The sequence below is a fragment of the Paenibacillus sp. PL91 genome (genome assembly GCF_012935325.2).
Lineage (GTDB): Bacteria > Bacillota > Bacilli > Paenibacillales > Paenibacillaceae > Pristimantibacillus.
This window is the reverse complement of the sequence record NZ_JABBYG020000015.1, coordinates 1-24,104: the sequence shown is the minus strand read 5'-3', so window position 1 is coordinate 24,104 and position 24,104 is coordinate 1. Positions and strand designations below refer to the sequence as shown.

Below are 24,104 nucleotides of genomic sequence, written 5' to 3'. Positions count from 1 at the left end.
CGATGATTTGTAGACACAAGAGGCCGTGGAAAATGGGAAGGGTTGAATGGCGCGGCGGGAGGCGCGTATAATGTAAAGGTGAGGAAATCCGCAGGATTGGAGATGAGCGCATGACACTTTTCAAAATGCTTCGCAATATTTCCATCGGGCTTCTATTCGGCGTTCTTGCAATTGGATTATTGCCGTTTCTCGTCATTTTCAACTGGGTGGAGATGCTCAATCTAGTCGAACTCGAAACCTCGCCATTATTTATGCTTCTAGGACGATTTATCGGACCTGTGTCTCGCAAGGGCAGTACAGGCCAGACAGAGCAAAAGCAAGACCTCGATCAATAACAGAAACAACAGCCAGATCTGACCGTTGTCGATGAACGATGGCCCGAAGGAAGACACCAAGAGACGGTGTCCTGCTTTCGGGCCTTTCTTTTCTCGCTTAAACCTGCTATTTATAGTAAAATGGGGCGATGCAACACTATACGATGATGAGGTGCCCTATGTCCATTAGCTTTACAACGTCCATCATTAGCCGGTTGAAAAGAGAAATCGCCGACCTTCAAAAGCAAAGCGCGAACGACAAGATAAAAAGAGAGAAAGCTCTCGCCAAAATAAAGCAGCTGCAAAAAAACATCAAAGTGAGCTCCTCCCCGACTGATCTCAGCAGCAAAATGACGCAAATCGCGAAATTAACGGAAGAGGCAGCCCGAATTGAAGCTTCGCAGGCTGCTATAGCTAAGCAGCTCACAGTCAAAAATACCGAGCTTAGGCAGCAGACTGCCAAAAGCACCCAACAAGATCATAAATAGCAGAAGCTATAGAGACCTTTCATATGCTCAAATGAGCTTATGGAGGTCTCTTTGCTTTGGCTTCCATATTTAGAGATCGCCAGTCTCCCTGCCCGCTCGTATACTTTGCCCAAACACGAGCATCCTATTGAAAAAAAGCAGGGCGGCGATTGGATGCATACGGTTTGGAAAGGTGCAATTAGCTTCGGATTGGTTCATGTACCGGTGAAAATGTTTACGGCAACAGAAGACAAAGACGTGCACTTCCGTCAAATCCACAAAACATGCGGCATGCCTATTTCATATGTAAAAACATGCCCTCATTGCGAAGAAGAGGTTAAGCCTGAGGACATCGCCAAAGGCTTTGAGTATGAGAAAGGCAAGTTTGTTTTGTTTAACGAGGAGGAGCTGGAAGCGATGAAGCCCGAGTCAGCGCGGGTCATCCAGATACTCGACTTTGTCGATCTTACGGATATCGATCCTTTGTATTTTCAAAAGGCTTATTACCTCTCCCCTGATATGGCGGGCTCCGGTGCATATAGTTTGCTGCTTGAGGCAATCAGGCAAACAGGCAAAATCGGCATCGCTAAAATTTCGATCCGAAGCAAAAGCAGCTTGGCGGCGATTCGAGCGGTCGGCAATTGCCTCTGCATGGAGACGATGCATTATCCGGATGAAATTCGCTCGCTCACGGAAGTGCCTAATCTTCCTGAGCAAGCTGTTGTGAATGATAAAGAGCTGCAAATGGCAAAGCAGCTCATTGAGCAGCTATCGGAGCCATTTCAAGCAGAGAAGTACACGGACGATTACCGTGCAGCGATGCTGGAGGCGATTTCGCATAAAATTGCCGGCGAAAGCGTCGATAAAGTATCAGCGCCATCTGCTGGCCGCACGAACGTCATTGACCTTATGAGCGCGCTTCAAGCTTCACTTGAGGCAGCGAAAATACCGCCGGCTGAACCGAAACCGAAAAAACGGAAGACCACCACTCGGAAAGCCAAGGATGTCGTTTCATAAGGAAGCTGTGTTGCATGATTTACGGGTTGGAACGCGCAATGTGCATACCTTGAAATCGTTGGACGATTGATTTAAAAAGCTCATTCCATGGAATGAGCTTTTTTATGTGCGAAATGTGCAAAATGGTTAGAATTTTGTTTTCCTTAGGTTGAGATCTGCGAGTTGTATACGAAGCTTGCTCGTTTCCGTATTTTTATCTCCGTTTTGCTTATTAGTTTGCAGCCAGTGTATGTACGCATTTAATCTCTTCAAGGTGAGAATATTCCTTAGAGCTCGGTGTCTCCAAGATGATAGGCAGATCCTTTATTACAGTGGAGCGCAAAAATTCCTTTATATTATTTTCGCCGATGCATCCCTTCCCTACATTTGCATGTCGGTCCCGAAAGGAGCTGCTTGGGTATACGGAATCATTGAGATGGATAGCTTTAAGGTTGGTGAAGTACCCTAGTTCAATCCCCTTTTCCATAATTGTCGTCCAATTATGTCCGGTCCATAACCCACTTGCGAATGCATGGCATGTATCGAAGCAAAATCCGATTTTATCGGGATAATCCGTCAGTTTACGGATTTGCACAAGCTCCTCTAACGTGAGCCCCATTTTCACCCCTTGCCCAGCATTATTCTCAATAAGCAGAAGAGCTTTACCTTTCCAGTTCATAAGAACGTTATTGAGCATATCGATCATTAATTTATATCCCTGTAGAGGGTCAGGACCTTTATATTTGCCAAAATGTACGACAACGCCGATCGATCCACACGCTTCTGCGATGTCCAAATCGTTTAAAATGGAGCTTGCCATCACTTGCTGCATCTCCGGATCTTCGATCGATAAATTAGTCGTATACGGTGTGTGGGCTATGGAAACCAGTCCTTGCTCTTGGCAAAAACGAGCACAGGCATCTGTATCCCTGTGGTCATAGGCCTTCAAAGACAGGCTGCGCGGGTTTTTAGGAAAATACTGAAATGCATTTGCCCCAAGCTTTACTGCCGCCTTGGCTGCGGCTAGATACCCGTTACTAATTGTCACATGGCTTCCAAGCTTCATTTTTCCCCTCCCACTCCAAAACCATTTCATGCTCTCAACAAATATCCATCCTATATGCTTTCTATACGGAATATCAAATATACCAGCATTTAGAAAAAGTGTTATGCTGCAGCCTATATATGGACAAACTTGAGCTATAAAATTTTCGGGAGGTTGAGTATGGAGCTAAAACCCATTTATCCATTTGAGCCTATAAGTACGTCGATCCCGCCCAAGGGAGATAACTGGGTAACGCAAATTAAGTGGGATGGAGTCCGAGTATTACTTTATTTTGACGGTGACGAAACAAAACTGTTTAACCGGAGAATGAATGAACGGACTATACAGTATCCCGAACTTCTTAACGTAAGCGAATTCTGCAAAGCTCATTCTGTTATTCTTGATGGAGAAATTATTGCCTTTGATCAGAATAAACCTTCCTTTTACGAGGTTATGAAAAGGGACAGCTTAAAACAATCTCAAAAAATCAAGCATTCTTCAGCTCGAACTCCCGTTACCTATATGATCTTTGACATATTATTTTATAACGGGGATTGGGTAACGGATAGGCCATTAGAGTACCGGCAGGCATTACTTGAGAAAATCATTATTCCGCAAAATAACATTCAAATCATACAAAACTTTGATGATGGCATAGCCTTATTCGACCTGATGAAGCAATATCAAATGGAAGGTGTCATTTTTAAGGACCTTCAAAGTACTTATCGCATTAACGGAAAAGACGGGCGTTGGAGAAAACAGAAGGTCATGAAGGACCTATTCGCCGTCGTAGGCGGGGTCACTTTTAGACATCACATAGTAAACGCTCTATTGCTTGGCATTTATACGAATGACCGTGAATTGATTTACATCGGCCACGCAGGTACCGGTAAATTAACCCAAAAAGATTGGGCAGCCATAACTGCAGACATAAAGGAAAAGCAAGTAACCGATAGGCCTTTCATAAATGAGCCGGAAAGGTCCAAAGATGCTGTCTGGGTAACGCCTGCGCTTACAGTCAAAGTCGAATATCTCGAGTTTACCCCCGGGGGGACAATGCGTCACCCAAGCATTCAAGCTGTTGTTAAAATGGATAGAAGCGAATGTACGGTTGACCAGTTAAAGGGAGAGTAGTGTGCATAAAATGCTGAGTTGATGTATTCAGCAATGCTATGTATGCAGATTAGCCGCGCTATAATTTACAGACTCCGGTCCGCTTCGGTACCGATACAGCTCGGATTTGGCGCTGGGGATGCTGGAAGTAGAAGGTGTTGGCGGAGCTTTGGTTTCTTACAAGGAACGGCTTGGCTTGCTTGGCTTGCCTGACTTGCCTGACTTGGCTGGCTTGCTTGCTTGGCTTGCCTGACTTGCCTGACTTGGCTGGCTTGCTTGCTTGCTTGCTTGGCTTTGGCTCGGCCTGACAAGGCAGCACGGTTTGGCTTGGCCTGTCAGCAAATTTAACAGGAAAAACTCCTGTTATTTCTAGGGATTTCAGGTGAAAAGTAGCTTTAGAAGGAATTTATCCTGCTAATTTCCTGCATTTTAGCCATTATGAGTAATTACTGTACTTTTAGCTGGAGTTTTTCATGTTAAATGTTTTTATTGCCACCAAATCGGACTATTAGCTGGAGGTTTTCCTGTTATTTTCTCGACTTCAATGTTTGAGGATGCTGGTTTACGAGGAAAGTCCATTTTTTCATCTAAAGTTACAATCTAACCTCACAGCATATGCATGCAAAGTTCTAATAAAATTGTTCAATATCTGAAAAAATAACGCCAATTAGCATAATCACAGCGGTTGTGCAATATCGCGGTTTAAGCTTTGGTCCGATCAGAGCATTCGAGCACGAATCCACATATGCAAAACGAGCCTTAGAAGCGATTAGAACGGTGACCCACAAAAGGACACTTTGAAATAAGTGCTCCTCTGGCGAGTCATCGTTCACTTCTTCAGGCTCGTTTTGGTTCATGTTTGTTCCGAAAAAGCGTAACCGTTTAATATTGCCTTCACTTTAAGAAGCCCGTCTTTTCATGTTCAAGACTTAAGCCCTTCATAAATCGCGTCAAGCAGCCGATGCGTCTCGTCGCAGCCGTATTCCCAGAACATCACGCCGCCCAGCTCACTGCGCTTCACATATTCGCATTTGTGCTGAAGCGATTGCTCATCCTCATAGGAGATGAAGCTGCTTCCGTTAAAGAGGTACGGCGCTTTAGCTTCGTTGTCCCAGTATCGAACGTAACCGTTCTTGTCGATATATTCTGCTGCTAGCGTAGTAAAATCCGGTCCATATCCGCCGGTGCTTCCCGCCATTTGGTTCAGCCCGTGATTGCGGTCAGGAACCTGATTCCACATTCGGGAATAAAATGCCGCGCCGATGACGATTTTCTCCTTCGGCACGCCTGCACGAGCGAACAGATTAACGGATGCCTCTGTACTAATGCGGAACAAATCCCCAGTCGGTGTGTGCAAATTCGTATGGTGACCTGTCAAAATTTGAAAGCCCCCGCGCATATCGTAGGTCATCAACTGTACAAAATCCAAGTACTGCTGGACTTGATCCATCTCCGTACCATCTACATAATATTGATCCGCTCCTGCAGCTATAGTGAGCAGGTAATGCCGATCATCGCTTGCGCCTTGACGATCAAATGCCTCGCGCATCGTCTTAAGAAGCAGCGTAAAGTTCGTCTTATCTGCTGGGCTTGATGCGATGCCCGCTTCGCCATAACATGGGTATTCCCAATCGAGATCGATACCGTCGAACGGATAATCGGTCAAGATGCGAACCGCCGAATCCGCCATGCGGTTTCTACCTTCATCGGTAGACGCTGCTTCGGAGAACCCGCCAGCACTCCAGCCTCCAACGGATAATAAAATTGTCAGCTCAGGGAAATCGCGCTTAATCTTCCATACTGCATCCATATGCTTCAAATGGTCTATCGTAATCTCATCATTGCGCACATGGCCGAACGCCACATTCAAATGCGTTAATTTCATCAAATCTTCCTGCGTCATGTCAGGAAGCTTGGAATCGACAGCGTACCCTGCCACGATATATTTCTGCTTTGTCACCTTGCCTCACTCCTTTAAATGGGTTGCTGCCATACGCCGGTTAGAAGCTGCAAAGCTTCCTTTCCGGTTCCGATCTTGTATCCGGATGCGGTATAGCGAATTTGGTCCGCGCTGTCCAGCACGAAGAGATGCGGGAAGCCCGCCTCGCTTGCCGGCGGAACAGCTATAAAGTCCGGCAGCGAAGAATAGGTGGAATCCCGTGTAAATATAGTATTAGGCGGAAGCTTCGGATAGTTAGAAGGATCAAACGAAACGGTCCACTCTGAATTGCCGACAACGAGAACGATAGGAGCTCCAAGCTCCGCGAACGGCTCGGCAAGCTCGCTTATTTCTCGAATCAAATGCTTGGTCGGCTCACGTTCCGGCTCTATCCAAGCGACAACCGCTCCGTTAATGCCGATCAGCTCTCCCAGTGTCTTGCTCGTTCCGTCAAGAAGTGTGACCGGATTGTTTCGAATCATCGTCCCGAGCACAGGAAGATCAAGCATAGCCTCGCGGAATGTGAGCAGAACGTCCGTTTGCTCCCCGGCCCGCACCGTGAAGTAAGTAAAGCGCACGCGAACCGTGCCATCCTTCAGACGTATGCCTGATGTCAGTCGATAGGAGCCTTGTTCAACCTCGAACGGTTCATCGTACATATCTGATTTGCCATGTTGGTAGAACAGCGTTTTATAGATTCCTTTCTCCAGCCGTGCAAGTGTAAAATTGTCGGAGTATGCCGCAGCGGGAGCGCCTGCCGCAGCTTCGCTATCCCGAAGAAGTCGCAGCGTGCCATTGCCGTTCTCCACTAATTGCTCCTTCGTTCCCTTCGAACGCAGCGCATCCTGCCGACTTTCGCTCTCCTCTAACTGCTCCTTCGTTCCCTTCGAACGCAGCGCATCCTGCCGACTTTCGCTCTCCTCTAACTGCTCCTTCGTTCCCTGCGGACGCAGCGCATCCTGCCAGCTGCCACTCGCCATATATTGCGGCTTTTGCTCGCTTGGATGAAGTCTTGCCGGAATGCCTAGGCTGCGGCAAATCGCGACGAACAAAATATCGACGGAAGCTCGGTCACCCTTTTTAATATGGAAGGTGCCTACCGGATTTCCCTTGCCCTTCAAGTTCGGAAGGTCCTCCCACAGCTCCCACTCCCTATCCAATACACGCACAAGCGCGGCAGGATCTTGGCGGAACGCGGCCGTTTCCTCTTCGGTAAACGTATCCTGGAAGAAATGCTTATAAGGTACGATCATTTCGTCCAGCACACGCGGACAAAGAACATACGAGACGAAGATATCATCCGGCAGCTCTCCGCGCTGCGGCAACGAGCCGATCAAATGATCTACAAGCGCCGGCCGGAACGTGTCGATAAGATCCTTCTCCCTCATGCTCTCCAGCAGCCGCAGCGGCCACTCTCCATATTCGAATGAGGACTCCTCCAGGAAGGCCGCTATCTCGCGGCTATTCCCGCGCGCCTTGCGCAGCACTTCCCACACCCGCTCCTGCGGAAGGCCAGCAGCCACCGCAAGCTCCGTCGCTTCCACCTCGCTCAGGAACGTATTTTCATAGCTGGTACGCAGCTTTGTTCCTTCTTCAATCCGGTTGTTATGCCTTTGCAGCTCCTCCTCGGATGGAGCATCGGAAGACTCCCCGCTTCGTTCCTGCGGGGGAACCATGTCGAAGTCCAAGCTCCCATCCGGCTGCTGCGACTGATTCAATCGAATCTCGAACCGCTCGGCGTCAGCGACTGTAACCTTCTCTTCTCCCCATTTGCAATCCTTTACTGCGCGGATCATCAAATCGCCAAAGCCTGTCTTGAACGCTGCCTCGCCCTGCTCATTCGTTGGCAGTACGGCAATCGGATAAAATTCAGCCATATTGTACAGCTCAAAATAGACGTCGGCCCCGCTAACTGGTCCGCCTTGCTCATCCTTCACTTGGACGGTAACGGTCCTAGTAGGCGCATAGCCTTCAAGCAAATTGATTTCAGTGAACCACTCATCCGCAAGCGTAATGTCCTCCGGTCCCGGATAGTTCGCAAAAATCCGCGTGTTGATCAGCATCGCCCGACGGGCTGGCGGACTGAACCAGCCTTGGTTCAGCTTCGCTTCCGGCTCGCAAGCGCCGATGTAATGCCACTTGCCGTCGGCCCATGCTTCCACCCAGGCGTGGTTGTCGTCACAATGCGCCCAGCGCGGCGTGTATACTTGCCTTGCTGGAATGCCAATGCTGCGAAGCGCAGCTACCGCAAGCGTCGACTCCTCGCCGCAGCGCCCCCGCGCATTCCGAATCATCGTCAGCGGCGAGATCGTACGCAAATCGCTTCCGATGTAGTTAGCCTTCTCTTGGCACCAATAATTCGTCTCCAGAATCGCTTCCTCCATCGACATATGCGCGGTCCGATCCGCCAACTCACGATACAGAATGCCCCGTGAATCCTCGATATTCTCCGTATTTACGCGGTACGGCAGGACGAAGTGCAGAAACAGGTGATCAGGCACTCGCTCTCCCCATGGTACCCGTCCCCGAATATCCAACGTTTGGCGCACATGGCTTAAAAATAAGTCTCCGTCATAATCAGCCAAATCGTTCACCGGCATATACGCGAATAAATATTTAAGCGCCCATGTCTCCTCCACGGTCAGCTCTTGCTGAAAAATATCAAACAGCTCATGCGCTCTAGCCTGAGCGATCAGCTGCTTCTCACGGAATTTGCGATCAATAAGCTCCATCGCATCATGATCCAACGAGAATACAGCGGTCTGTATGGTCATCCGTATTCACTCCTTCCATAGCTTTCCGTCTTCTCTAATGCAGTAGATAGACTTTCCGTCCGTAGACGGCGCTGAAATCTGAAATAAGGAGCGGGTCGTCTCAATCACCGGCGTTATGCTCCAATACTCATCGCCCATCATTAACAGGCTCGCTTCTTTCGCAAACTCCCCGTGGCTGGCGAAGTAATTGCGCTCACGGTAATAGAGCTTGCGCAGCTCCCACTTGATGCGCTCATCCCGCGGCAGCTCGAACGAATCCCCTTCGTCTCCATCCGCAAACACGACATAGCCCCATAGCTCCGGGTAATGCATATTAATAAGCCCCATCGGCGACCATACCCAGTTATCCTCCGGATACGGCTTCCCCGTATCTGGATTCACAACCTTGCGATATTGACCATCCTGCACCTCAGCCTGCCATTCGACGCGTGAGAAGTTAACGCGCCAGAACTCGCCCGCGACCGGCTGCCTGCTTTCGGCTGCACATTCGCGCAGACTCTTCCAAGGCATCGCCACCTCTATGCTCCATTTCCGGTTCGCTGCGCCAGGCTTGTTCAGCTCGCCGTCAATGTGGACCGCCGTCTGGAGTCCGCTAATATCCCAGCCATTAACCGGAGGGCCCCCGTCACGGTAAGGCTTAACGAGCAGCAAATCCCAAACGGTGTTCAGCGCATTGATTTCGAATTCGTAATAATGGTGGGTATCCCCGTCAGGATCAATGAAAATTTCAAAATCATTATCATAAAAAATAACCGAATCCCGTTCCGTCAGCGTAGCCCAAATCTGATCCTCGATCAATTCCGCCGCAAAATAAAAATAGTCGTCGTCCCATAACATTTTGACCCGAGTCTGCTTCGCTGGCTTAGGCTTTAGATCGCCTTCGATATCTACAAAATCATCCGTCCAGTCCGCCGCTGCCCAAAACGGTTTATCGACGCGGCCGTCCAGAACAAGCGCCTCCGTCGCACGCTTGCATAGATAATGCTTGGGAGCATATTCGATATTAGGCTCTGGCACTCCGCTCAAATTCATACGATTCCCTCCGATTGTTTGCCCTTAATCTATTAATCTCGTCTATCGTTAGCACTCATCCCAAAAGCGGCGCAGATTGTCCATTGCGATGCGGGATGCCGATTTGCATTCTTCCATGCCTTCGAATTCGATCGTGATATATCCGTCATAACCCGACTGCTTGATGAGCTTAACGATTTTGCGAATTTCAATGTCCCCATGCCCCACGATGGCCCCGCGCAAATAATTGCCGTTTGATGTCAGAAACCAGTCCCCGCCGCCCGGATGCTGATCGTACGGACGGAAGTAGAAGTCCTTGAAATGGATGAGCGATGCAAAGGGCAGGTTCTTCTTGACGCCGATTATCGGATTCTCGTCCACGCACATGAAGTTGCCGACATCAAGCGTCGTCTTAAAATTCGGCCGATCAACCGCAAGCAGAACACGCTGCACGCGGTCGCTGGATTGCACGCTAAAGCCGTGATTCTCAATCGTTGTCGTAATGCCGTACTGCGCGGCATAGTCAGCGATGAGCTGGCTGCCCTTCACCATGAGATGCAGATGGTCCTCGAACCACTTGATCGTCATCTTGTCTGCGGGAAGTGTAAAGGCGGTAACATCATGCCGCATATGGTTCATGCCAAGCCGGTACACAAGATCAACATGCTGCTTGACCCTAGCTACTTCCTCGTCGAACAGCTCATCCGTATCTTGTACAAAATTGGCCGGCATCGAGTAGTTCGACAGCGCTATGCCCGCTTCCTTTGCTGTCTCCCGAACGGCGTCGGCCAGCTCCGGATTGTCCACCAATGTATAGCCATAAGGGACAATCTCCATATGCTCCCCGCCGTTGTCCGCAATCCAGCGGATGGCATCAAGGATGGTCAATTCTCCAGCTTTTATCGCGGTTAATAAACTATAAGAGCTTAATCCAATTTTCATCGTTTACTTCCTCCTTGGAGAGCCTACTAGATTAGTAAACTAGTTATGGGTGACAACGGCACCAGAGCCGCCGTACATATCCAGCTCTTCATCAAATTCAAGCTTAAGCACGGTTACTTGCTCATGAGTGTCTTCCGAAGTCATATGAACCCATGTCGTTCCTGGAATGTTGAACCACGGCACGCCGCCGTGAATTTCATGCGTAAGCTCCTTGCCGGAGTGAAGCACCGTAATTTTTTTGATCTTGTTAGACAACCCTTTCAGGCACACATTTTCTTTCGGGTCGTCGTATACGAAGAGATACAATGTCTTCTTATCCTTCGACACGGTGCTGCCGCCCAAATAATAACGGGTCATAATGCCTTCTTCTGTCCCGAATACCGCTTCCTCATGCGTTCGTATCCAATCGCCTAGCCCAAGCAAAATGTCTTCTTGTCTCTTATCGATCGTCCCGTCTTCCATTGGACCGATATCAAGCAGCATATTGCCGCCCAAGGTGATGCAATCGCAGAACATTCGGATGATCTGGTTCAATGATTTGTACTTGTCATCCGTTGGCACATAACCCCATGAGCTATTGATTGTCGTGCAAAACTCCCATGGGCCCTCCGGCCGCGTAATCGGAATGCCTTGCTCCGGCGTTTTGTAATCGCCATAGCCTTGCAGGCGTGAGTTGATGATGATATCCGGGTTAAACGATTGAAGGTACTGCTTGAATTCCGGCAAATTCCACTGCTCCGCGCTTCGTTCCCAGTCGCCATCGAACCAGAGCAAATCAACCTTCCCGTAGTCCGTCAAAATCTCCCGCAGCTGGTCATTGTTAAACTGGAGAAACTTGCTCCATTTCTCTTCATCCTGAATGCCGTCGACAGGGCTCGAAAATCTATTTACGCTACTCAAATCATCAGGCACCTTGCCGCCTTCAAATACAGTCGGATAATCGGGATGCGACCAATCGATCAGCGAGTAATACATCCCAAGGCGAATGCCTCTGCTCGTCACGGCTTCGGCATACTCCCGAATGAGATCCCGCTTCGCCGGCGTCTTCTTCACGACGTTTAAATCGCTGTACTTAGTGTCCCACAAGGCTACCCCGTCATGGTGCTTCGTCGTAAGCACCGCGTATTTCGCTCCTGATTGTTCGATCAAATCGGCCCATTTGTCCGCATCGAACTTCGATGCCGTGAAGCCATCCAGCTGTTTCATATAATCCTCATAGGACATTCTCCCGTTATAGAACGACCAGGACTCTGCCACTCCGTCTACCGCATAAATCCCATAGTGTATAAAAATACCGAGCTTCGCTTCCTTGAACCACTCTTGCATCTCCCATTCCCTCTTTCGTTACTTGATCCGGAATACATGCGCGATTGGCGCTTGTCCTAGCCGTTCATTTTCTGGTAAAAGCACGCTAATTCCGTTGTCCGTTCTACGGTATTGAAGATTTTCTTGACCGCCTACGAGATCGATTTGGCTGAAGGCTTGTTGGATCGGAAGATACAGCTCCTCGTTCACTTCCTCTTGCTCATCCTTATACAAATAAAACGCATAGACGGTATCGCCTTTTCTCGTAAACTGGCAGTTGTCAACGGAATACGGCTCGCAAATGCGCGTCCCATAGATCGCCTCGCCATAAATCTTCAGCCATTCGCCCATTCCTTTGATTCTGGAAATAGCCGTTTCTGAGAGCCTACCATCCGGCTGCGGCCCGACATTCAAAGCCAAGTTGCCGCCCTTCGCAACAATCTCGACGAGCAAATGAATCAATTGCCGAACGGACTTATATTTGTCCTCATAACGGAAGGAGAACGAGGTGCCCATCGTAATGCAGCTCTCCCATGGCACATTCAGCGGACGCTCCGGCAGCGTTTGCTCCGGCGTAATCAAATTCTCGTATGGTCCGCCGACAGTACGGTCAGCCGACAGCAGCCAAGGCTGAATTTCCCGCGCCTTGTCCACCACCTCGCCTAGCCGGATGTTCTGGTCACGATAGTCGTTGACCCAGCCTGCGTCGAGCCACAGCACATCGATTCGGCCGTAGCGCGTCATCAGCTCCATAATCTGCTCATGGGTAAATTGCACGAATTTCTCCCACAGCCACGGGTACTGCTTCGGATCATAGGAAGGCCCGCGCGCCGTGAACGTCCCGCGCTCCATCCCCGGTGCCCAGTAGTAAGGCGTATGCCAATCGGCCTTCGAGAAGTAGGCGGAGATCGCTAAGCCCCTAGCGCGAAAAGCATCAAAAAGCTGCTTGCAAATATCGGCGTTTTTGTTCATATGAAACGGACAATCCGGGCCCGTAATACGATAGTCGGTCGTATGGGTGTCCCACATGCAGAAGCCGTCATGATGCTTCGTCGTAAAATTCAAATACTTAAAGCCATTCTCCGCAGCTAAGTCTGCCCATAGCTCAGGCTGAAAGCGGAGCGGATTAAACGTTTGATTTAGCCCAAAATATTGCCGCTTCAGCTCATCTGCATCAACATCCCAATCGATGCCGTCGCGCGACCATTCCTCATCCTTGTCGCTGAGTGCCCAGGATTCCACAACGCCTAGCTGAGAATAAGGCCCCCAGTGCATCATCAGGCCAAGCTTCTGATCCTTAAACCATTCAAGGCGCTCCAGTAGAAGCGGGTCCTCGGGCTTCACCCACTGCTCTTCGCTGCTATAGTTGTGAACGCCTTGTTCAACCACTTGCTCTTGCCCATCTGCTGCTTTTATCTCGCTCATATTAGCCTCCCATGTCATGTGTTTTTCGTTATGTGAGCTTTTAGCATTCTTCCGCTCTATGTCCAAATTGTAAATTTGTTGATATGATTAGAATCAAAATTAATTGGTCGGTAAAATACAGGAGGCAGAATAAATGAAACAGAACTACTTTAAATCCAAACTATTCTTAAAATATATCTGGTCCTACTTGTTCATTTTACTTATCCCATTAATTCTTATGACAATATTTATCTATCAAAGCGCAGTCACCAATCTACGTTCTGAAATCGAACAATCCCGACTCAATCAATTAACGCAAACGAAAGTAATTATTGACGGACGGATGAAGGAATTAGGTGAAATCGCTTCCCGCATCTCCTATGACAAGAGGCTAACGCCCTTTCGTGTTCACGATTCTTACTACAGCGGCGAAGCCATTCAAGCATTGGATCAATATAAAGCGACTAGCTCCATCATTGGTGAATTGTTCTTGTATTTTCACAAAGACAAAAACATTTACTCTGCGAAAGGGCTGTCGAGCCTTGACGTATTCTCAAGCAGCTTCCACTTCAGCAGCTGGAACAAAGAAACGGTTCTGCAGGATTTGAACAGCGTTAAATTCCCAACGATGCGGCCAGCCGATACCGTTATCCGCAACGCTACCCTGCAGGATACGATGCTCGCTTATCTCGTTCCCATCACGCCTTACAGCCCAAATCCGCATGGAACGATCATGTATCTCATCAAGGAATCTGAGCTCACGAGCCTAATCGATTCGATTCTAGGCAACTATCAAGGTTTGACTTATATTTTGGACAACAACGGCCAAATTCTAGTAGACAACAGGCAGGGTGAAGCGTTGACGAATGCGGAGGCACAGTCACTATTCGGCCTCTCTCCCGGCATTCACGACAAAATTTTAGACGGCAAGCCGCACTCGATCGTATCCGTAAAATCGGAGAACAATGGCTGGACGTATGTGACGGTTATGCCTAGCGCGCAATTTTTCAGCAGCGTTGTGCATGTTCGCAGCTTTATCGTCATGCTGTTCAGCATCGTCGTTATCGTCGGGGCTGCGATTGCGCTCTTGCTCGCCAGAATGCAATACCAACCGATCTCTACGCTGCTGGAGTTCGCCAATTCCAAATCCAAGCCGAAGAATCCGACAGCCGAGCTTGCCGCAACCGGCAATGAGCTTGACCGAATTCGGACAGCGCTGCAGGAGTACAGCTCGCGCGTAGACCTGCAAGAGCCGTACGCCCGCAATCATTTTCTGTCCATGCTGCTCAAATACGGGAATGCACAAAGCCTTACACCGGAGCTTCAAGAAGCCTTCGATGTTCATTTCGACCGCAGCCACCACTTTGTCATGGTGATCAGTTGGAGCGAAACGGGCGATAAGCACGAGGATAAGCAGGATCGGAAGGAAATCATTGAGCTTCTAGCCCAAATCGAGTTCCCCGAACTCGAAGCGCATGCCTATGGCGTGGAGCTCCCTCAGCTCGAGCAGCTCGCGCTTATTATCAGCTTGAATATGGAAGATGCTCAGCAGCCATTCACTCCCATTCGCCGCATTGTCGAAGCGGTTTTAAGCAATATGCTGGAAACGTTTGATGCTGCTCCGTCCATAGGCGTCGGAACCTGCTACGCTAGCCCGGACCAGCTCAACCAATCCTTTATCGAAGCTTGCTCCGCATTCGAAATGCGGGGATCGAGCGGCCACGGCAACGTCACTTATTTCGAGAAGCTGCAGGACACGACGGACCACACCTTCTGGATTCCGGCTAACTCGCTGATGAAGCTGTCCCAAAGCTTGAAGCAGGGCAGCTATGACGTAGCGGAACAGATGATCAGCCCGTCTATCCGGAGCCTGCAAACATCTGACATGTCCGCTTTACAGAAACGCTGTATATGCTTCGATATTTTGAATACGATGCTAAAAACCGCATCTGAGCTTGGCATTCATAATTTAATTCAGGATATGGCGCCGAACATGATATACAGCCATTCGCTGGATGAGCTGGAGGCCGGCTTCCTGAATCTCGCCTCCCGAATTTGCACGCAAGTGGAGCGGGACAATCAGAAAGAAGAACAATCGCAAATCGATCGGATTGTATCCTATATCGACGATCACTATATGGAAAATGCCCTCAGTCTGGAGACGATCGCCTTTGAGTTCGCGATTTCACCTTCTCATGTCAGCCGATCCTTCAAGGAAAAGATGGGCCTCAACTTTATTCAATATATATGGCAAAAAAGGCTGGAAGAGGTTAAGCATCAGTTGAAGACAACCACTGCCCCGCTTAAAGACATCATCATGAAAGTCGGCTATTTGGATACGCCTAACTTTATCCGAAAGTTCAAGAAGGAAACCGGCTATACGCCCGGACAATTCCGCAAGCTGTTCTGGGAGAACGGGCAGGCTCCTTCCGTTTCCGAGCTGGATGACGAATAACAAAACAACACCCGGTCATGATTTCGCATGACCGGGTTATTTTTGTTTCATGCCCATGTACGGTTATTTGCTCTGCCCTTATCTGTCGTAAGCGCTTTGATAAAGCTCAGCGATACGGTCCCCGCCCATTTTTTTAATTTGCTCTAAATACTTGTCCCAATTGGACAGCGATTCTTGTCCCGTTACGAACTTAGCTTCCATCTGTTGAACGTAAGTGTTCAGATCGGATAACAAAGTTGAAGCTTCGGTTTGCTCTTCATTCGTCAAGTAAACGTTAGGGAATGGCGCTTTGGCGATTGGCACCAGCTTTTCTTCATTTTGCTTATCGATCCATAAATCAAAGTCGCTCCGAAGCCCAATTGAAAGCTCGCTTGAATTCATGCCCGGCGTAAGAATGCCGTAGTTTGGCGTAATCGTACCGCGGTATTCTTCACGGTCGCCGCCGCCTGGAACCGGAAGCCATTCTTTCTCGTGTTTTTCCTTGTCCTTATATTTCCACAGCAGGTTTTCTGGACCTTGGCCGAACAACGTAGCGCCTTCATAGCTGTACAGGTAATCTACCCAGCGCATCGTTGCCTCTGGAGCTGGATTGCTGCTTGTGATCGCAAAGGTGCCGTTTGCCGATATACCAGGGTGCTTGCCGTAAACCGGTGAGTCAGCGATTTCGCTTTTCACAGGCGTCATCAGCGGGTTTTCCTCGCTTGGCTCGCCGCCTAGCGTGAAGTAAGGGAAATAGTCGTTGAACACAGCGATTTGATTGTTTTTCCCTTTCGCTTTCTTCTGCTCATCCGTCTGTGAGAATGTCTCATGGTCGAGCAGCTCCTCTTTCCATAGACGGTTCAGGAAGGTCAAATATCCTTTGTAGCCTTCTTCTTGCGGTGTATAATGCACTTTGCCATCCTTATCTGCGTAAACGACCTCATCATAAATGCCCCAGAAGCCAAGGAAGTACATACGCAAATCATTCAGTTTAACGGAAGTGAGCGGAATTTCATCCTTTTTCCCATTTCCATTGGCATCTTCGTCCTTAACGCGCTTCAGATAAGCATATAGCTCTTCTGTTGTCTTAGGCTCTGATGCCCCAAGAGATTTGAGGAATTTACCGTTGTACCACATCGGGCCGCGGTACCATACTGCTGCCAAATCGACCGTAGGCAGCGCATAAATATGACCGTCTGGCGTTGTGAAGGACTTGCGTATTTCGGGATGATCATCGAAGATTTTTTTGATATTAGGCGCATAGCCCTCATCAATATATTTTTCTAGAGGGATAAGAACGCCCTGCGAGCCGTAAGTCACTTGCTCTGCTGGTTTAAGATCTGCTGCATAGAACATATCCGGCAAATCGCCGCTTGCAAATACAAGGTTCTTCTTGGTGGCAAAGCTGTCAAGCGGGGCGTTCTGGAATTCCAGCTTAATGCCTGTCAATTTCTCCATCTCTTGTAGAACAGGCATCTTGTTCCAATCCGCGACACCGACATCCTGAGACATCATCTTGAGCGTAATCGGTTCGCTTACGACAGGAAATCCGTCTTTGCTGACACCTTTCGCTTCATTGGTTGGTGTCTTTTCTGTGCCAGCATTGTTTCCGTTTGTTTTCCCCTCCTCATTCGCGGAACCACAAGCTGTTAGTACGGAGATAAGCAGCGTGAGGCTAAGCAATACCGAAGATGCTTTCTGTAGCTTTTTCATCCAAAAACCCTCTCCCTTTTTTCATATCATTTATGAGCAAGATCAGCCCTTTACGGAGCCAATCATGACACCTTGCACAAAGTAACGCTGAAGGAACGGGTAAATCGCGATAATCGGCGCTGTCGCAACGATAATAACGGCGTACTTCACCAGCGAAGCGATCTCTGCCTTATTGTTGAGAGCAGACGCGCTTGCCGCATCGAGTGCGCCCCCGCCTTGGGCCGACATCTCCTGCAGAACAAGAATCTGGCGCAGGACAAGCTGCAGCGGGTATTTCGCAGCATCGTTCAAATAAATAAGCGCCGAGAAGTAGCTGTTCCAGTTGCCTACGCCGTAGAACAAAGCCATAACGGCAATGATCGGCATCGACAGCGGCAAAATAATTTTCATGAACAGCCGCAGGTTCGTGCAGCCGTCAATCTGTGCAGCCTCTTGCAGCTCTTTCGGAATCGAGGATTGAAAAAACGTACGGGCTACGATAATGTTCCAGATCGATGCGGCTGACGGTATGACAATCGCCCACATCGTATCGACCATTCCGAGCTCCTTGACGAGCAAATAGGTTGGCACAAGGCCGCCGCCGAAGAACATCGTAACCATGAACATGCCCATAAAAAAGTTGCGTCCCATAAAATCCTTGCGGCTTAGCGCGTAGGCCGCTGGCAGCGTAACCAATAAATTGATCGTCGTGCCTACCACCGTATAGAGGATGGTGTTGCCGTATCCGGTCCATATGCTCGAGTTCTGGAACACTCTCTGGTAGCCTTCGAACGTTATGCCTTTGGGCCACAGCCACATCTCGCCTGAACCGACTAACTTCGGATCGCTTATCGAAGCGCTGATCATATAAATGACAGGATAGGCTACGACAATAAAAGCCAAGAACACATAGATATAGTTGCAAATGAGAAACACTTTGTCCCGTCCGCTCTCTTTAACGGCGCTAGTCATCGGTCGCACCCCCTTCTTTTACCACAAGCTGTTTTCATTGGTACGTCTTACAATCTGATTCACAACAACTAACACAAACGCATTAATGACAGAATTGAACAAGCCGATAGCGGTGGAGAAGCTGTACTGGGCATCTACAAGTCCTGAACGGTACACGAAAGTTGAAATTACATCAGACGCTCCCATATTCAGCGAGTTTTGCAGCAATAAAATTTTCTCAAACCCTACCCCTAGCAGACTTCCCATATTTAGAATTAATAATATGGTCATCGTTGGGACAATCGTTGGAATGTTGATATGACGTACGCGTTGGAAGCGGGAAGCGCCGTCAATAATCGCTGCCTCATGCAGCCCAGGATCTACTCCTGAAAGCGCAGCTAAATAAATGATGGTACCCCAACCGGCGCTTTGCCATACACCTGATAGCACATACATCGTTTTGAACCATCTAGGATCAGTCAGAAAATCAGGTGCGTCAAACCCAAGCCATTCAAGCAAATGCGTGACAATTCCTGACGAAGGCGATAGGAAAGTAATAATCATGCCCGCCATCACGACGACTGAAATGAAATGCGGCGCATAAGTGACGGTCTGAGCCATCTTCTTAAAGAACCCGCCCCTAATCTCATTGAAGGCCAGAGCCAGAATAATCGGAATCGGGAACCCGACAGCCAATTCATACAGGCTAATGCTCAAAGTGTTCCATATCAAGTCCCAAAAGTAATAAGAATCAAAAAATCGGACAAAATGATCAAAACCTACCCAAGGGCTTCCTAAGATCCCTTTTGTCGGTATAAAGTTTTTGAATGCAATTTGTATGCCGTACATCGGAAGATACGAGAATATAAGAAAGTAGAAAAAGGCGGGGGCAATGAATAGATACAGCTCCCAGTTTTGAAGCAGCCTTTTTCCCATTCTGTTCTTCATCTTACCCGGCTCTTTCAGCATGCTGCCCGTTGCAAAACGTTTAACCTCTTGCATAGAATCACTCCTTCCTGGTTTCGTAATTGTTGCTCTTGTTTGTACTTGTCGATTAGGTTTCCGTTAATGCTACCGCTTACATTCACAACGATAGCCTACAATAGGAAACCCCGTAAATATGTCGTTTTCATTTCTACATGAAAGCGCATAACTCTTATGAGGAAATAGGACGAAAATGACTAGTTCGACTATTCTGACAATATCGATTATGTGTCATTTTTGTCCGAAAACCATTGATTTTACTGCATCCGCAAAATATACCAATCGCTTTGAAAGCGCTAGACATGCCCTCTGAGGCGGCGAAAACGGAGGAATCAAGAATTACATGTATGCGTTTTCATAAAATTTACGTAGCAGCTTTAGCCAAATGAAAAATGCAGCGCCCTCCTTTTGTATAAGTGACCAAAAAGCACAAAAAAAAGAGTATCCGTATTTACATACAGTTACTCTTTGCGCTTAAGCGTGTTCCAAATGCTTTAAGGTTTGAACAAAAATCTCTTTGACATGGTCATCATCAATCGAATAGTAAACGGTCTTGCCTTCCTTACGTCGCTTCACGATTCTCACATTGCGCAAATAGCGAAGCTGATGAGATACTGCGGACTGAGCCATGCTAAGTACGACACATAGATCATGAACGCATAGCTCATTATTCAGCAAAGCATGTATCATTTTTACCCTTGTAGGATCACCTAACGCTTTAAACAGTTCAGCCAAATCAACCGCCGTTTGCTCCTGCAGCTTTGCTTGATTCAACACATTTTGATTCATATCGGTGCCTAAACACGTATCGTCGCATTGTTCCTCCACAACTCGATCCATCTCTTTTTGCCACCGCCTTTATGTTCATGCTTCCCATTATATCAGAAAGATTACGTATAAAGCAGTCTTGATCAAGCGATCCAAGCGCTTATTGCGTTTGGCTGCGCCACAATTTTCAACCATTTGTCATATGAGCATACATTCACTTGTTTAAAGCTGTGATATGATTCACTTAAACTAACCATCATAATGGTATTTGGAGCTGGTACACTTGTATATTTACTTTTTTGAAACGCTGCTTTATTTGTCCTTTGCCTTTACCGGTGGATATTTATTGCTTCAATTCATTCCTGACCGCTCGAAACCAGCCATCAAATACCCATTGGACTTATTCCAATATGCCATTCTAGGCATTCCGTTATTCTCGTTCATCTCCATTATACGAACGACCGTTATCCTTAGGGATTTTGCTGAAAATATGTCTTTTGTTCAAATTTTGCTCATTGTATTAAAGGATTACAACTACGGAAACGCCTGGATCTGGAACCTTATCATCTGTACCGTCATGTATATGATCACCGTATTAGTCGGTTTCCAGCAAAAGTGGACCAAGTGGCTGCTTGCCATCGCATGGGTATGCAGTATTGTTGCTCACGGCTGGGCAAGCCACCCTACCGGCTTTTCTGCCGTATGGGGACTTCTCTCCCAAGCCCTTCATGTCGCTGCGGTTTCCATTTGGCTTGGAACGCTCATCTTGGCTGCGTGGTTCACAAGGGGTGAATTGAATTGGAAAGCTTTTACCCGGTGGTTTACGCCTCTATCGATTGTTAGCATGATGGTTATCATTGCCGCTGGATTAGTGATGATGTCGCTCATCGTTGAAGGATATATCGATTCATGGGGCATCAATTACGGTGAAGCGCTCCTGCTTAAGCATCTCGTTTTTTTGCCGCTTCTCCTTCTTGGTTTTATGAATGGCTTTCTATCGAAGCTAACGAACAATGGGACAGATAAGCGCAGGCTGCTCTGGTGGCTTCGCCTTGAAACGTTTGTTGCCCTTGCTGTCCTTATCATAACAGCATTTATGGGTGTACAGGAGCCTCCGCATGAAGACGAGTTTGAGCTTCCCTCTCCTTCTCCGTTATTTAAATGGCTGCATGGCAATGTTCAGAGCTTAGATCTTCAATGGAGCTGGGGCTTTGCGCAGCTTGCGATGATCGCGCTTGGGCTCATCGCTTTGGCAGTGCTGATTCCATTATATAAAAAAGATAAACGCGGCTTATTTGTCATCATGGCGATTATCGGCATTCTGCTGCCGTTCCTCGGTATTCTTTTGTCTGTTAAGTAAAGGAACCAAATGTCATTTGCGGCGAATAGGATACCATCGGACTGTTTCTTAGAAACAGCTCGATGGTTTTTTTGTTTTTATTTTCAAGTGGGGAAGAATAAGTTTGACATAAATATGGGATTCGCATATTATATGAGCAAGTATTCATATATTGATTTTGAAAGAAGGATCGCTTATGAATGAATATCGAATAAAAGGACTTTCTTGCGGCGGCTGTGCCCTTCGATTGGAAGAAGAGATTAAACAATTGGAGCATGGCGCCGATGCAAAGCTAAGCTATAACTCAGCGAAATTAACGGTGAATCCGAACATTTCCATGACTGAAGTCAAGAAGATATTAAAGTCGGACAATGCCTATATCGAAACGGGCGCAGAATCGAATGCCGGAGATGGTCACAGCCATCACGCTCATGATGGGCATGATCATGCTGGACATGATCATAGCCATGCTGATGGCAATGGGAAAATGCTTAAATTGCTCATCGCTTCCGGCGTAATTTATGCCGTGGCATTGCTGCTTGATGGCGTTCTTGACAAACAAGCGGTCATTCTCCTATATGTGATCGCTACGATCATTAGCGGTTACACGACCTTTTTCCGAGGACTCAAAAACCTATTTAAATTAAAATTTAATATCGATACTTTAATGACCATTGCGTTAGTAGGTGCCGTTGCCATTGGCGAATGGAAGGAAGCTACGCTCGTTGCGATTTTGTTCGGACTTAATGAGCTGCTCGAAGGATATGGGATGGAGAAAGCACGGCGTTCTATGGAAGCTTTGCTCCAAGTAGCCCCTAAGGAAGCTTTAAAGGTGGAGAACGGCCAAGAGCTCATCGTTCCGATCGCCTCCCTACAAGTCGGTGACGTCGTGAAAATAAAGCCAGGAGAGAAAATCCCGTCGGACGGCATGGTCTCAGAAGGAAAGAGCTCGGTGAATGAAGCTGCTATTACTGGCGAATCACTTCCGGTCGAGAAGGAGTCCGGTGAACCCGTTTACGGCGGGAGCATCAACAATGAAGGGCTTCTGCTTGTCCGTATCGATAAAGCATACAAGGATTCCTCCTTGGCAAAAATATTGCATCTCGTTCAGGAAGCTCAAGAGACGAAAACACCAACCGAACTGTTTATCAATAAATTCGCCAAATATTATACACCGCTTATTATGGTTGCTGCGGCTTTTGTTATGCTCATACCTCCCCTCCTCTTTCAAGGAGATTGGATGACATGGCTGTATCAAGGCTTATCCGTGTTAATTGTTGGCTGCCCTTGCGCTCTCATCCTTTCCTCTCCCATTGCGATTGTTTCGGGTATTACGAGAAACGCGCGGAACGGCGTGCTGGTCAAAGGCGGCGTGTTCCTAGAGCAGCTTGGCAAAGTAGATATGCTTGCTTTTGACAAGACAGGGACATTAACGAAGGGCGAGCCGCATGTGGCGCAGCTGGAGTGCTATGACGAAGAACGGTTTTTCCAAGTTGCCGGTGCCATCGAGAAGTCGTCTTCCCACCCGCTGGCGAAAGCCATAATGAAAGAAATAAACAGCAGAACAATCTCCGTGCCTGAGCCGGATGAGATCCTGACGCTATCAGGTCGAGGAATGAAAGCGAAGGTTAACGGTCAAACGTACTGGCTCGGAAATGAAAAAAGCATCGGGCACATTGCAATGCCAGATACGATCCAAAGCCGCATTGAACAACTAAAAGAGGAAGGCCTTACCCTCGTACTCGTCGCAGACGAGCAACACGTGCTTGGCATGTTCGGCATAGCAGACGAAATCCGGGAAGAAAGCCGATCTGTAATCGCAGCTTTGCACAAGCTAGGCATTACAAGCACCGTCATGCTGACAGGCGACCATCAGAAAACCGCAGAGAAAGTAGCCACGGCAGTAGGCGTATCCGAATTTTACGGAAATCTGCTACCCGAGGATAAAGTGAAGCGGATTAAAGAGATGTCTGCCAAACATACGGTGGCTATGATTGGCGACGGTATTAATGACGCTCCCGCTCTCGCCTCCGCGCAGCTCGGCATTGCGATGGGTAAAGGAACGGATAGCGCAATCGAGACAGCGGACATCGTCCTGATGCAGGATCATTTGGGCAGGCTTCCGGAAGCCGTTTCGATTGCGAAGAAGGTAAACCGTGTCATACGGTTCAACATCATTGTCTCGCTTGGGCTGAAAGTAATCGCGCTCTTGCTTACCATTCCCGGATGGCTCACCTTATGGATCGCTATTCTCTCCGATATGGGAGCTACTATATTTGTTACGCTGGTGAGCTTGACCATTTTAATCGAAGGCAAGAAACGGCTTGGTGCGGGTTAATCCGATCTTGCAGATATGCGGAGAAGTGGAAATAGCTCGCTTTGAATGGAGTGACATGAAAAAATGGCGATGCAGGTGGCTATTGGCTATTCCTGTACCGCCATTTTTCTGTTTTTATCTGATTTTGAGCTGCCTTTTTCCGCTGGCGGAGCGTCCAATCGCTCATTTGGTGGGCAGCGCGTCTAAAATAGGTCTACTTTCTAGACCTATCTCCGTGAATCGAGCCAATTTGTGAGCAATAGATCTAGTTTCTAGATCTATTTCCGCTGTCGGAGCACCCAATCGCCC

At 48.1% G+C, this 24,104-nt stretch carries 19 protein-coding genes; 8 read left to right on the top strand and 11 right to left on the bottom strand.

Going from position 1 to position 24,104, the window contains the following annotated elements; all coding sequences use genetic code 11:
* Positions 1 to 110: 110 nt before the first annotated feature.
* The 3 genes from HI950_RS26275 (at position 111) to ku (ending at position 1,798) form a co-directional block, all read left to right on the top strand.
* On the top strand, positions 111 to 335 hold the full coding sequence (locus HI950_RS26275; protein ID WP_169087398.1) for a hypothetical protein: 225 nt from the start codon (positions 111 to 113) through the stop codon (positions 333 to 335).
* Between the two features lie 158 nt (positions 336 to 493).
* Entirely contained in the window at positions 494 to 802 is a 309-nt protein-coding gene (locus HI950_RS26270; protein WP_169087396.1) for a hypothetical protein, read from the top strand.
* A 153-nt stretch (positions 803 to 955) separates the two neighbouring features.
* Positions 956 to 1,798 (top strand): non-homologous end joining protein Ku, encoded by an 843-nt coding sequence (ku, locus tag HI950_RS26265; protein ID WP_169087455.1) that lies wholly within the window; start codon positions 956 to 958, stop codon positions 1,796 to 1,798.
* Between the two features lie 211 nt (positions 1,799 to 2,009).
* Here ku and HI950_RS26260 read toward each other — a convergent pair whose 3' ends face one another.
* Positions 2,010 to 2,843, bottom strand: a complete 834-nt coding sequence (locus tag HI950_RS26260) for a deoxyribonuclease IV (protein WP_169087394.1) — start codon at positions 2,841 to 2,843, stop codon at positions 2,010 to 2,012.
* 159 nt (positions 2,844 to 3,002) lie between these two features.
* Between HI950_RS26260 and HI950_RS26255 the strand changes: the two genes are divergently transcribed.
* The gene (locus tag HI950_RS26255) at positions 3,003 to 3,956 is read left to right on the top strand and encodes an ATP-dependent DNA ligase (RefSeq protein ID WP_169087392.1); all 954 of its coding nucleotides are present in this window, start codon (positions 3,003 to 3,005) and stop codon (positions 3,954 to 3,956) included.
* A 901-nt stretch (positions 3,957 to 4,857) separates the two neighbouring features.
* On the opposite strand, the gene HI950_RS26250 is transcribed toward HI950_RS26255, so the two are convergent.
* From HI950_RS26250 to HI950_RS26225, 6 genes are all read right to left on the bottom strand, one after another.
* Complete coding sequence (locus tag HI950_RS26250; protein WP_169087453.1) at positions 4,858 to 5,838, bottom strand: glycoside hydrolase family 18 protein; 981 nt, start codon at positions 5,836 to 5,838, stop codon at positions 4,858 to 4,860.
* A 71-nt stretch (positions 5,839 to 5,909) separates the two neighbouring features.
* Complete coding sequence (locus HI950_RS26245) at positions 5,910 to 8,648, bottom strand: transglutaminase domain-containing protein (protein ID WP_169087390.1); 2,739 nt, start codon at positions 8,646 to 8,648, stop codon at positions 5,910 to 5,912.
* 6 nt (positions 8,649 to 8,654) lie between these two features.
* Positions 8,655 to 9,680, bottom strand: coding sequence for a carbohydrate-binding family 9-like protein (locus HI950_RS26240; RefSeq protein ID WP_169087388.1), 1,026 nt, complete (start codon positions 9,678 to 9,680; stop codon positions 8,655 to 8,657).
* Positions 9,681 to 9,728: 48 nt separating this feature from the next.
* Entirely contained in the window at positions 9,729 to 10,601 is an 873-nt protein-coding gene (locus tag HI950_RS26235; RefSeq protein WP_169087386.1) for a sugar phosphate isomerase/epimerase family protein, read from the bottom strand.
* Between the two features lie 39 nt (positions 10,602 to 10,640).
* The gene (locus tag HI950_RS26230) at positions 10,641 to 11,927 is read right to left on the bottom strand and encodes an alpha-L-fucosidase (RefSeq protein ID WP_169087384.1); all 1,287 of its coding nucleotides are present in this window, start codon (positions 11,925 to 11,927) and stop codon (positions 10,641 to 10,643) included.
* Between the two features lie 18 nt (positions 11,928 to 11,945).
* Positions 11,946 to 13,331: an alpha-L-fucosidase gene (locus tag HI950_RS26225; protein ID WP_169087382.1), complete on the bottom strand. Its 1,386-nt coding sequence runs from the start codon at positions 13,329 to 13,331 to the stop codon at positions 11,946 to 11,948.
* 133 nt (positions 13,332 to 13,464) lie between these two features.
* Between HI950_RS26225 and HI950_RS26220 the strand changes: the two genes are divergently transcribed.
* Positions 13,465 to 15,765, top strand: coding sequence for a helix-turn-helix domain-containing protein (locus tag HI950_RS26220; protein ID WP_169087380.1), 2,301 nt, complete (start codon positions 13,465 to 13,467; stop codon positions 15,763 to 15,765).
* A gap of 78 nt (positions 15,766 to 15,843) precedes the next feature.
* Here the strand turns inward: HI950_RS26220 and HI950_RS26215 are convergent, their stop codons facing one another.
* The 4 genes from HI950_RS26215 to HI950_RS26200 all read right to left on the bottom strand — a co-directional run bounded on the left by HI950_RS26215 (position 15,844) and on the right by HI950_RS26200 (position 20,211).
* On the bottom strand, positions 15,844 to 17,457 hold the full coding sequence (locus tag HI950_RS26215; RefSeq protein ID WP_169087378.1) for an extracellular solute-binding protein: 1,614 nt from the start codon (positions 17,455 to 17,457) through the stop codon (positions 15,844 to 15,846).
* Positions 17,458 to 17,499: 42 nt separating this feature from the next.
* A complete protein-coding gene (locus HI950_RS26210) occupies positions 17,500 to 18,408 on the bottom strand; it encodes a carbohydrate ABC transporter permease (RefSeq protein ID WP_169087376.1) in 909 nt (302 codons plus the stop codon).
* A gap of 18 nt (positions 18,409 to 18,426) precedes the next feature.
* Positions 18,427 to 19,356 carry an ABC transporter permease gene (locus tag HI950_RS26205; RefSeq protein WP_223285517.1) on the bottom strand — a complete coding sequence of 310 codons (930 nt, stop codon included), beginning with the start codon at positions 19,354 to 19,356 and terminating at the stop codon, positions 18,427 to 18,429.
* Positions 19,357 to 19,845: 489 nt separating this feature from the next.
* Positions 19,846 to 20,211: an ArsR/SmtB family transcription factor gene (locus HI950_RS26200; RefSeq protein ID WP_169087371.1), complete on the bottom strand. Its 366-nt coding sequence runs from the start codon at positions 20,209 to 20,211 to the stop codon at positions 19,846 to 19,848.
* A 211-nt stretch (positions 20,212 to 20,422) separates the two neighbouring features.
* On the opposite strand from HI950_RS26200, the gene HI950_RS26195 reads away from it, so the two are divergent.
* The 3 genes from HI950_RS26195 (at position 20,423) to HI950_RS36470 (ending at position 24,002) form a co-directional block, all read left to right on the top strand.
* Entirely contained in the window at positions 20,423 to 21,499 is a 1,077-nt protein-coding gene (locus tag HI950_RS26195; protein ID WP_169087369.1) for a copper resistance D family protein, read from the top strand.
* A 175-nt stretch (positions 21,500 to 21,674) separates the two neighbouring features.
* Positions 21,675 to 23,816, top strand: coding sequence for a heavy metal translocating P-type ATPase (locus HI950_RS26190; protein ID WP_169087367.1), 2,142 nt, complete (start codon positions 21,675 to 21,677; stop codon positions 23,814 to 23,816).
* Positions 23,817 to 23,879: 63 nt separating this feature from the next.
* Positions 23,880 to 24,002 carry a hypothetical protein gene (locus HI950_RS36470; protein ID WP_262985724.1) on the top strand — a complete coding sequence of 41 codons (123 nt, stop codon included), beginning with the start codon at positions 23,880 to 23,882 and terminating at the stop codon, positions 24,000 to 24,002.
* Positions 24,003 to 24,104: the final 102 nt, after the last annotated feature.

Excerpts from the sequence above, each read along its gene's own strand:
- HI950_RS26230 (WP_169087384.1), bottom strand. The coding sequence starts at position 11,927 with ATGCAAGAGTGGTTCAAGGAAGCGAAGCTCGGTATTTTTATACACTAT.
- HI950_RS26220 (WP_169087380.1), top strand. The coding sequence starts at position 13,465 with ATGAAACAGAACTACTTTAAATCCAAACTATTCTTAAAATATATCTGG.
- HI950_RS26225 (WP_169087382.1), bottom strand. The coding sequence starts at position 13,331 with ATGAGCGAGATAAAAGCAGCAGATGGGCAAGAGCAAGTGGTTGAACAA.
- HI950_RS26260 (WP_169087394.1), bottom strand. The coding sequence starts at position 2,843 with ATGAAGCTTGGAAGCCATGTGACAATTAGTAACGGGTATCTAGCCGCA.
- HI950_RS26275 (WP_169087398.1), top strand. The coding sequence starts at position 111 with ATGACACTTTTCAAAATGCTTCGCAATATTTCCATCGGGCTTCTATTC.
- HI950_RS26205 (WP_223285517.1), bottom strand. The coding sequence starts at position 19,356 with ATGCTGAAAGAGCCGGGTAAGATGAAGAACAGAATGGGAAAAAGGCTG.
- HI950_RS26255 (WP_169087392.1), top strand. The coding sequence starts at position 3,003 with ATGGAGCTAAAACCCATTTATCCATTTGAGCCTATAAGTACGTCGATC.
- HI950_RS36470 (WP_262985724.1), top strand. The coding sequence starts at position 23,880 with ATGGCGATGCAGGTGGCTATTGGCTATTCCTGTACCGCCATTTTTCTG.
- HI950_RS26235 (WP_169087386.1), bottom strand. The coding sequence starts at position 10,601 with ATGAAAATTGGATTAAGCTCTTATAGTTTATTAACCGCGATAAAAGCT.
- HI950_RS26245 (WP_169087390.1), bottom strand. The coding sequence starts at position 8,648 with ATGACCATACAGACCGCTGTATTCTCGTTGGATCATGATGCGATGGAG.
- HI950_RS26215 (WP_169087378.1), bottom strand. The coding sequence starts at position 17,457 with ATGAAAAAGCTACAGAAAGCATCTTCGGTATTGCTTAGCCTCACGCTG.
- ku (WP_169087455.1), top strand. The coding sequence starts at position 956 with ATGCATACGGTTTGGAAAGGTGCAATTAGCTTCGGATTGGTTCATGTA.
- HI950_RS26190 (WP_169087367.1), top strand. The coding sequence starts at position 21,675 with ATGAATGAATATCGAATAAAAGGACTTTCTTGCGGCGGCTGTGCCCTT.
- HI950_RS26250 (WP_169087453.1), bottom strand. The coding sequence starts at position 5,838 with ATGACGCAGGAAGATTTGATGAAATTAACGCATTTGAATGTGGCGTTC.
- HI950_RS26240 (WP_169087388.1), bottom strand. The coding sequence starts at position 9,680 with ATGAATTTGAGCGGAGTGCCAGAGCCTAATATCGAATATGCTCCCAAG.
- HI950_RS26210 (WP_169087376.1), bottom strand. The coding sequence starts at position 18,408 with ATGACTAGCGCCGTTAAAGAGAGCGGACGGGACAAAGTGTTTCTCATT.
- HI950_RS26270 (WP_169087396.1), top strand. The coding sequence starts at position 494 with ATGTCCATTAGCTTTACAACGTCCATCATTAGCCGGTTGAAAAGAGAA.
- HI950_RS26200 (WP_169087371.1), bottom strand. The coding sequence starts at position 20,211 with ATGGATCGAGTTGTGGAGGAACAATGCGACGATACGTGTTTAGGCACC.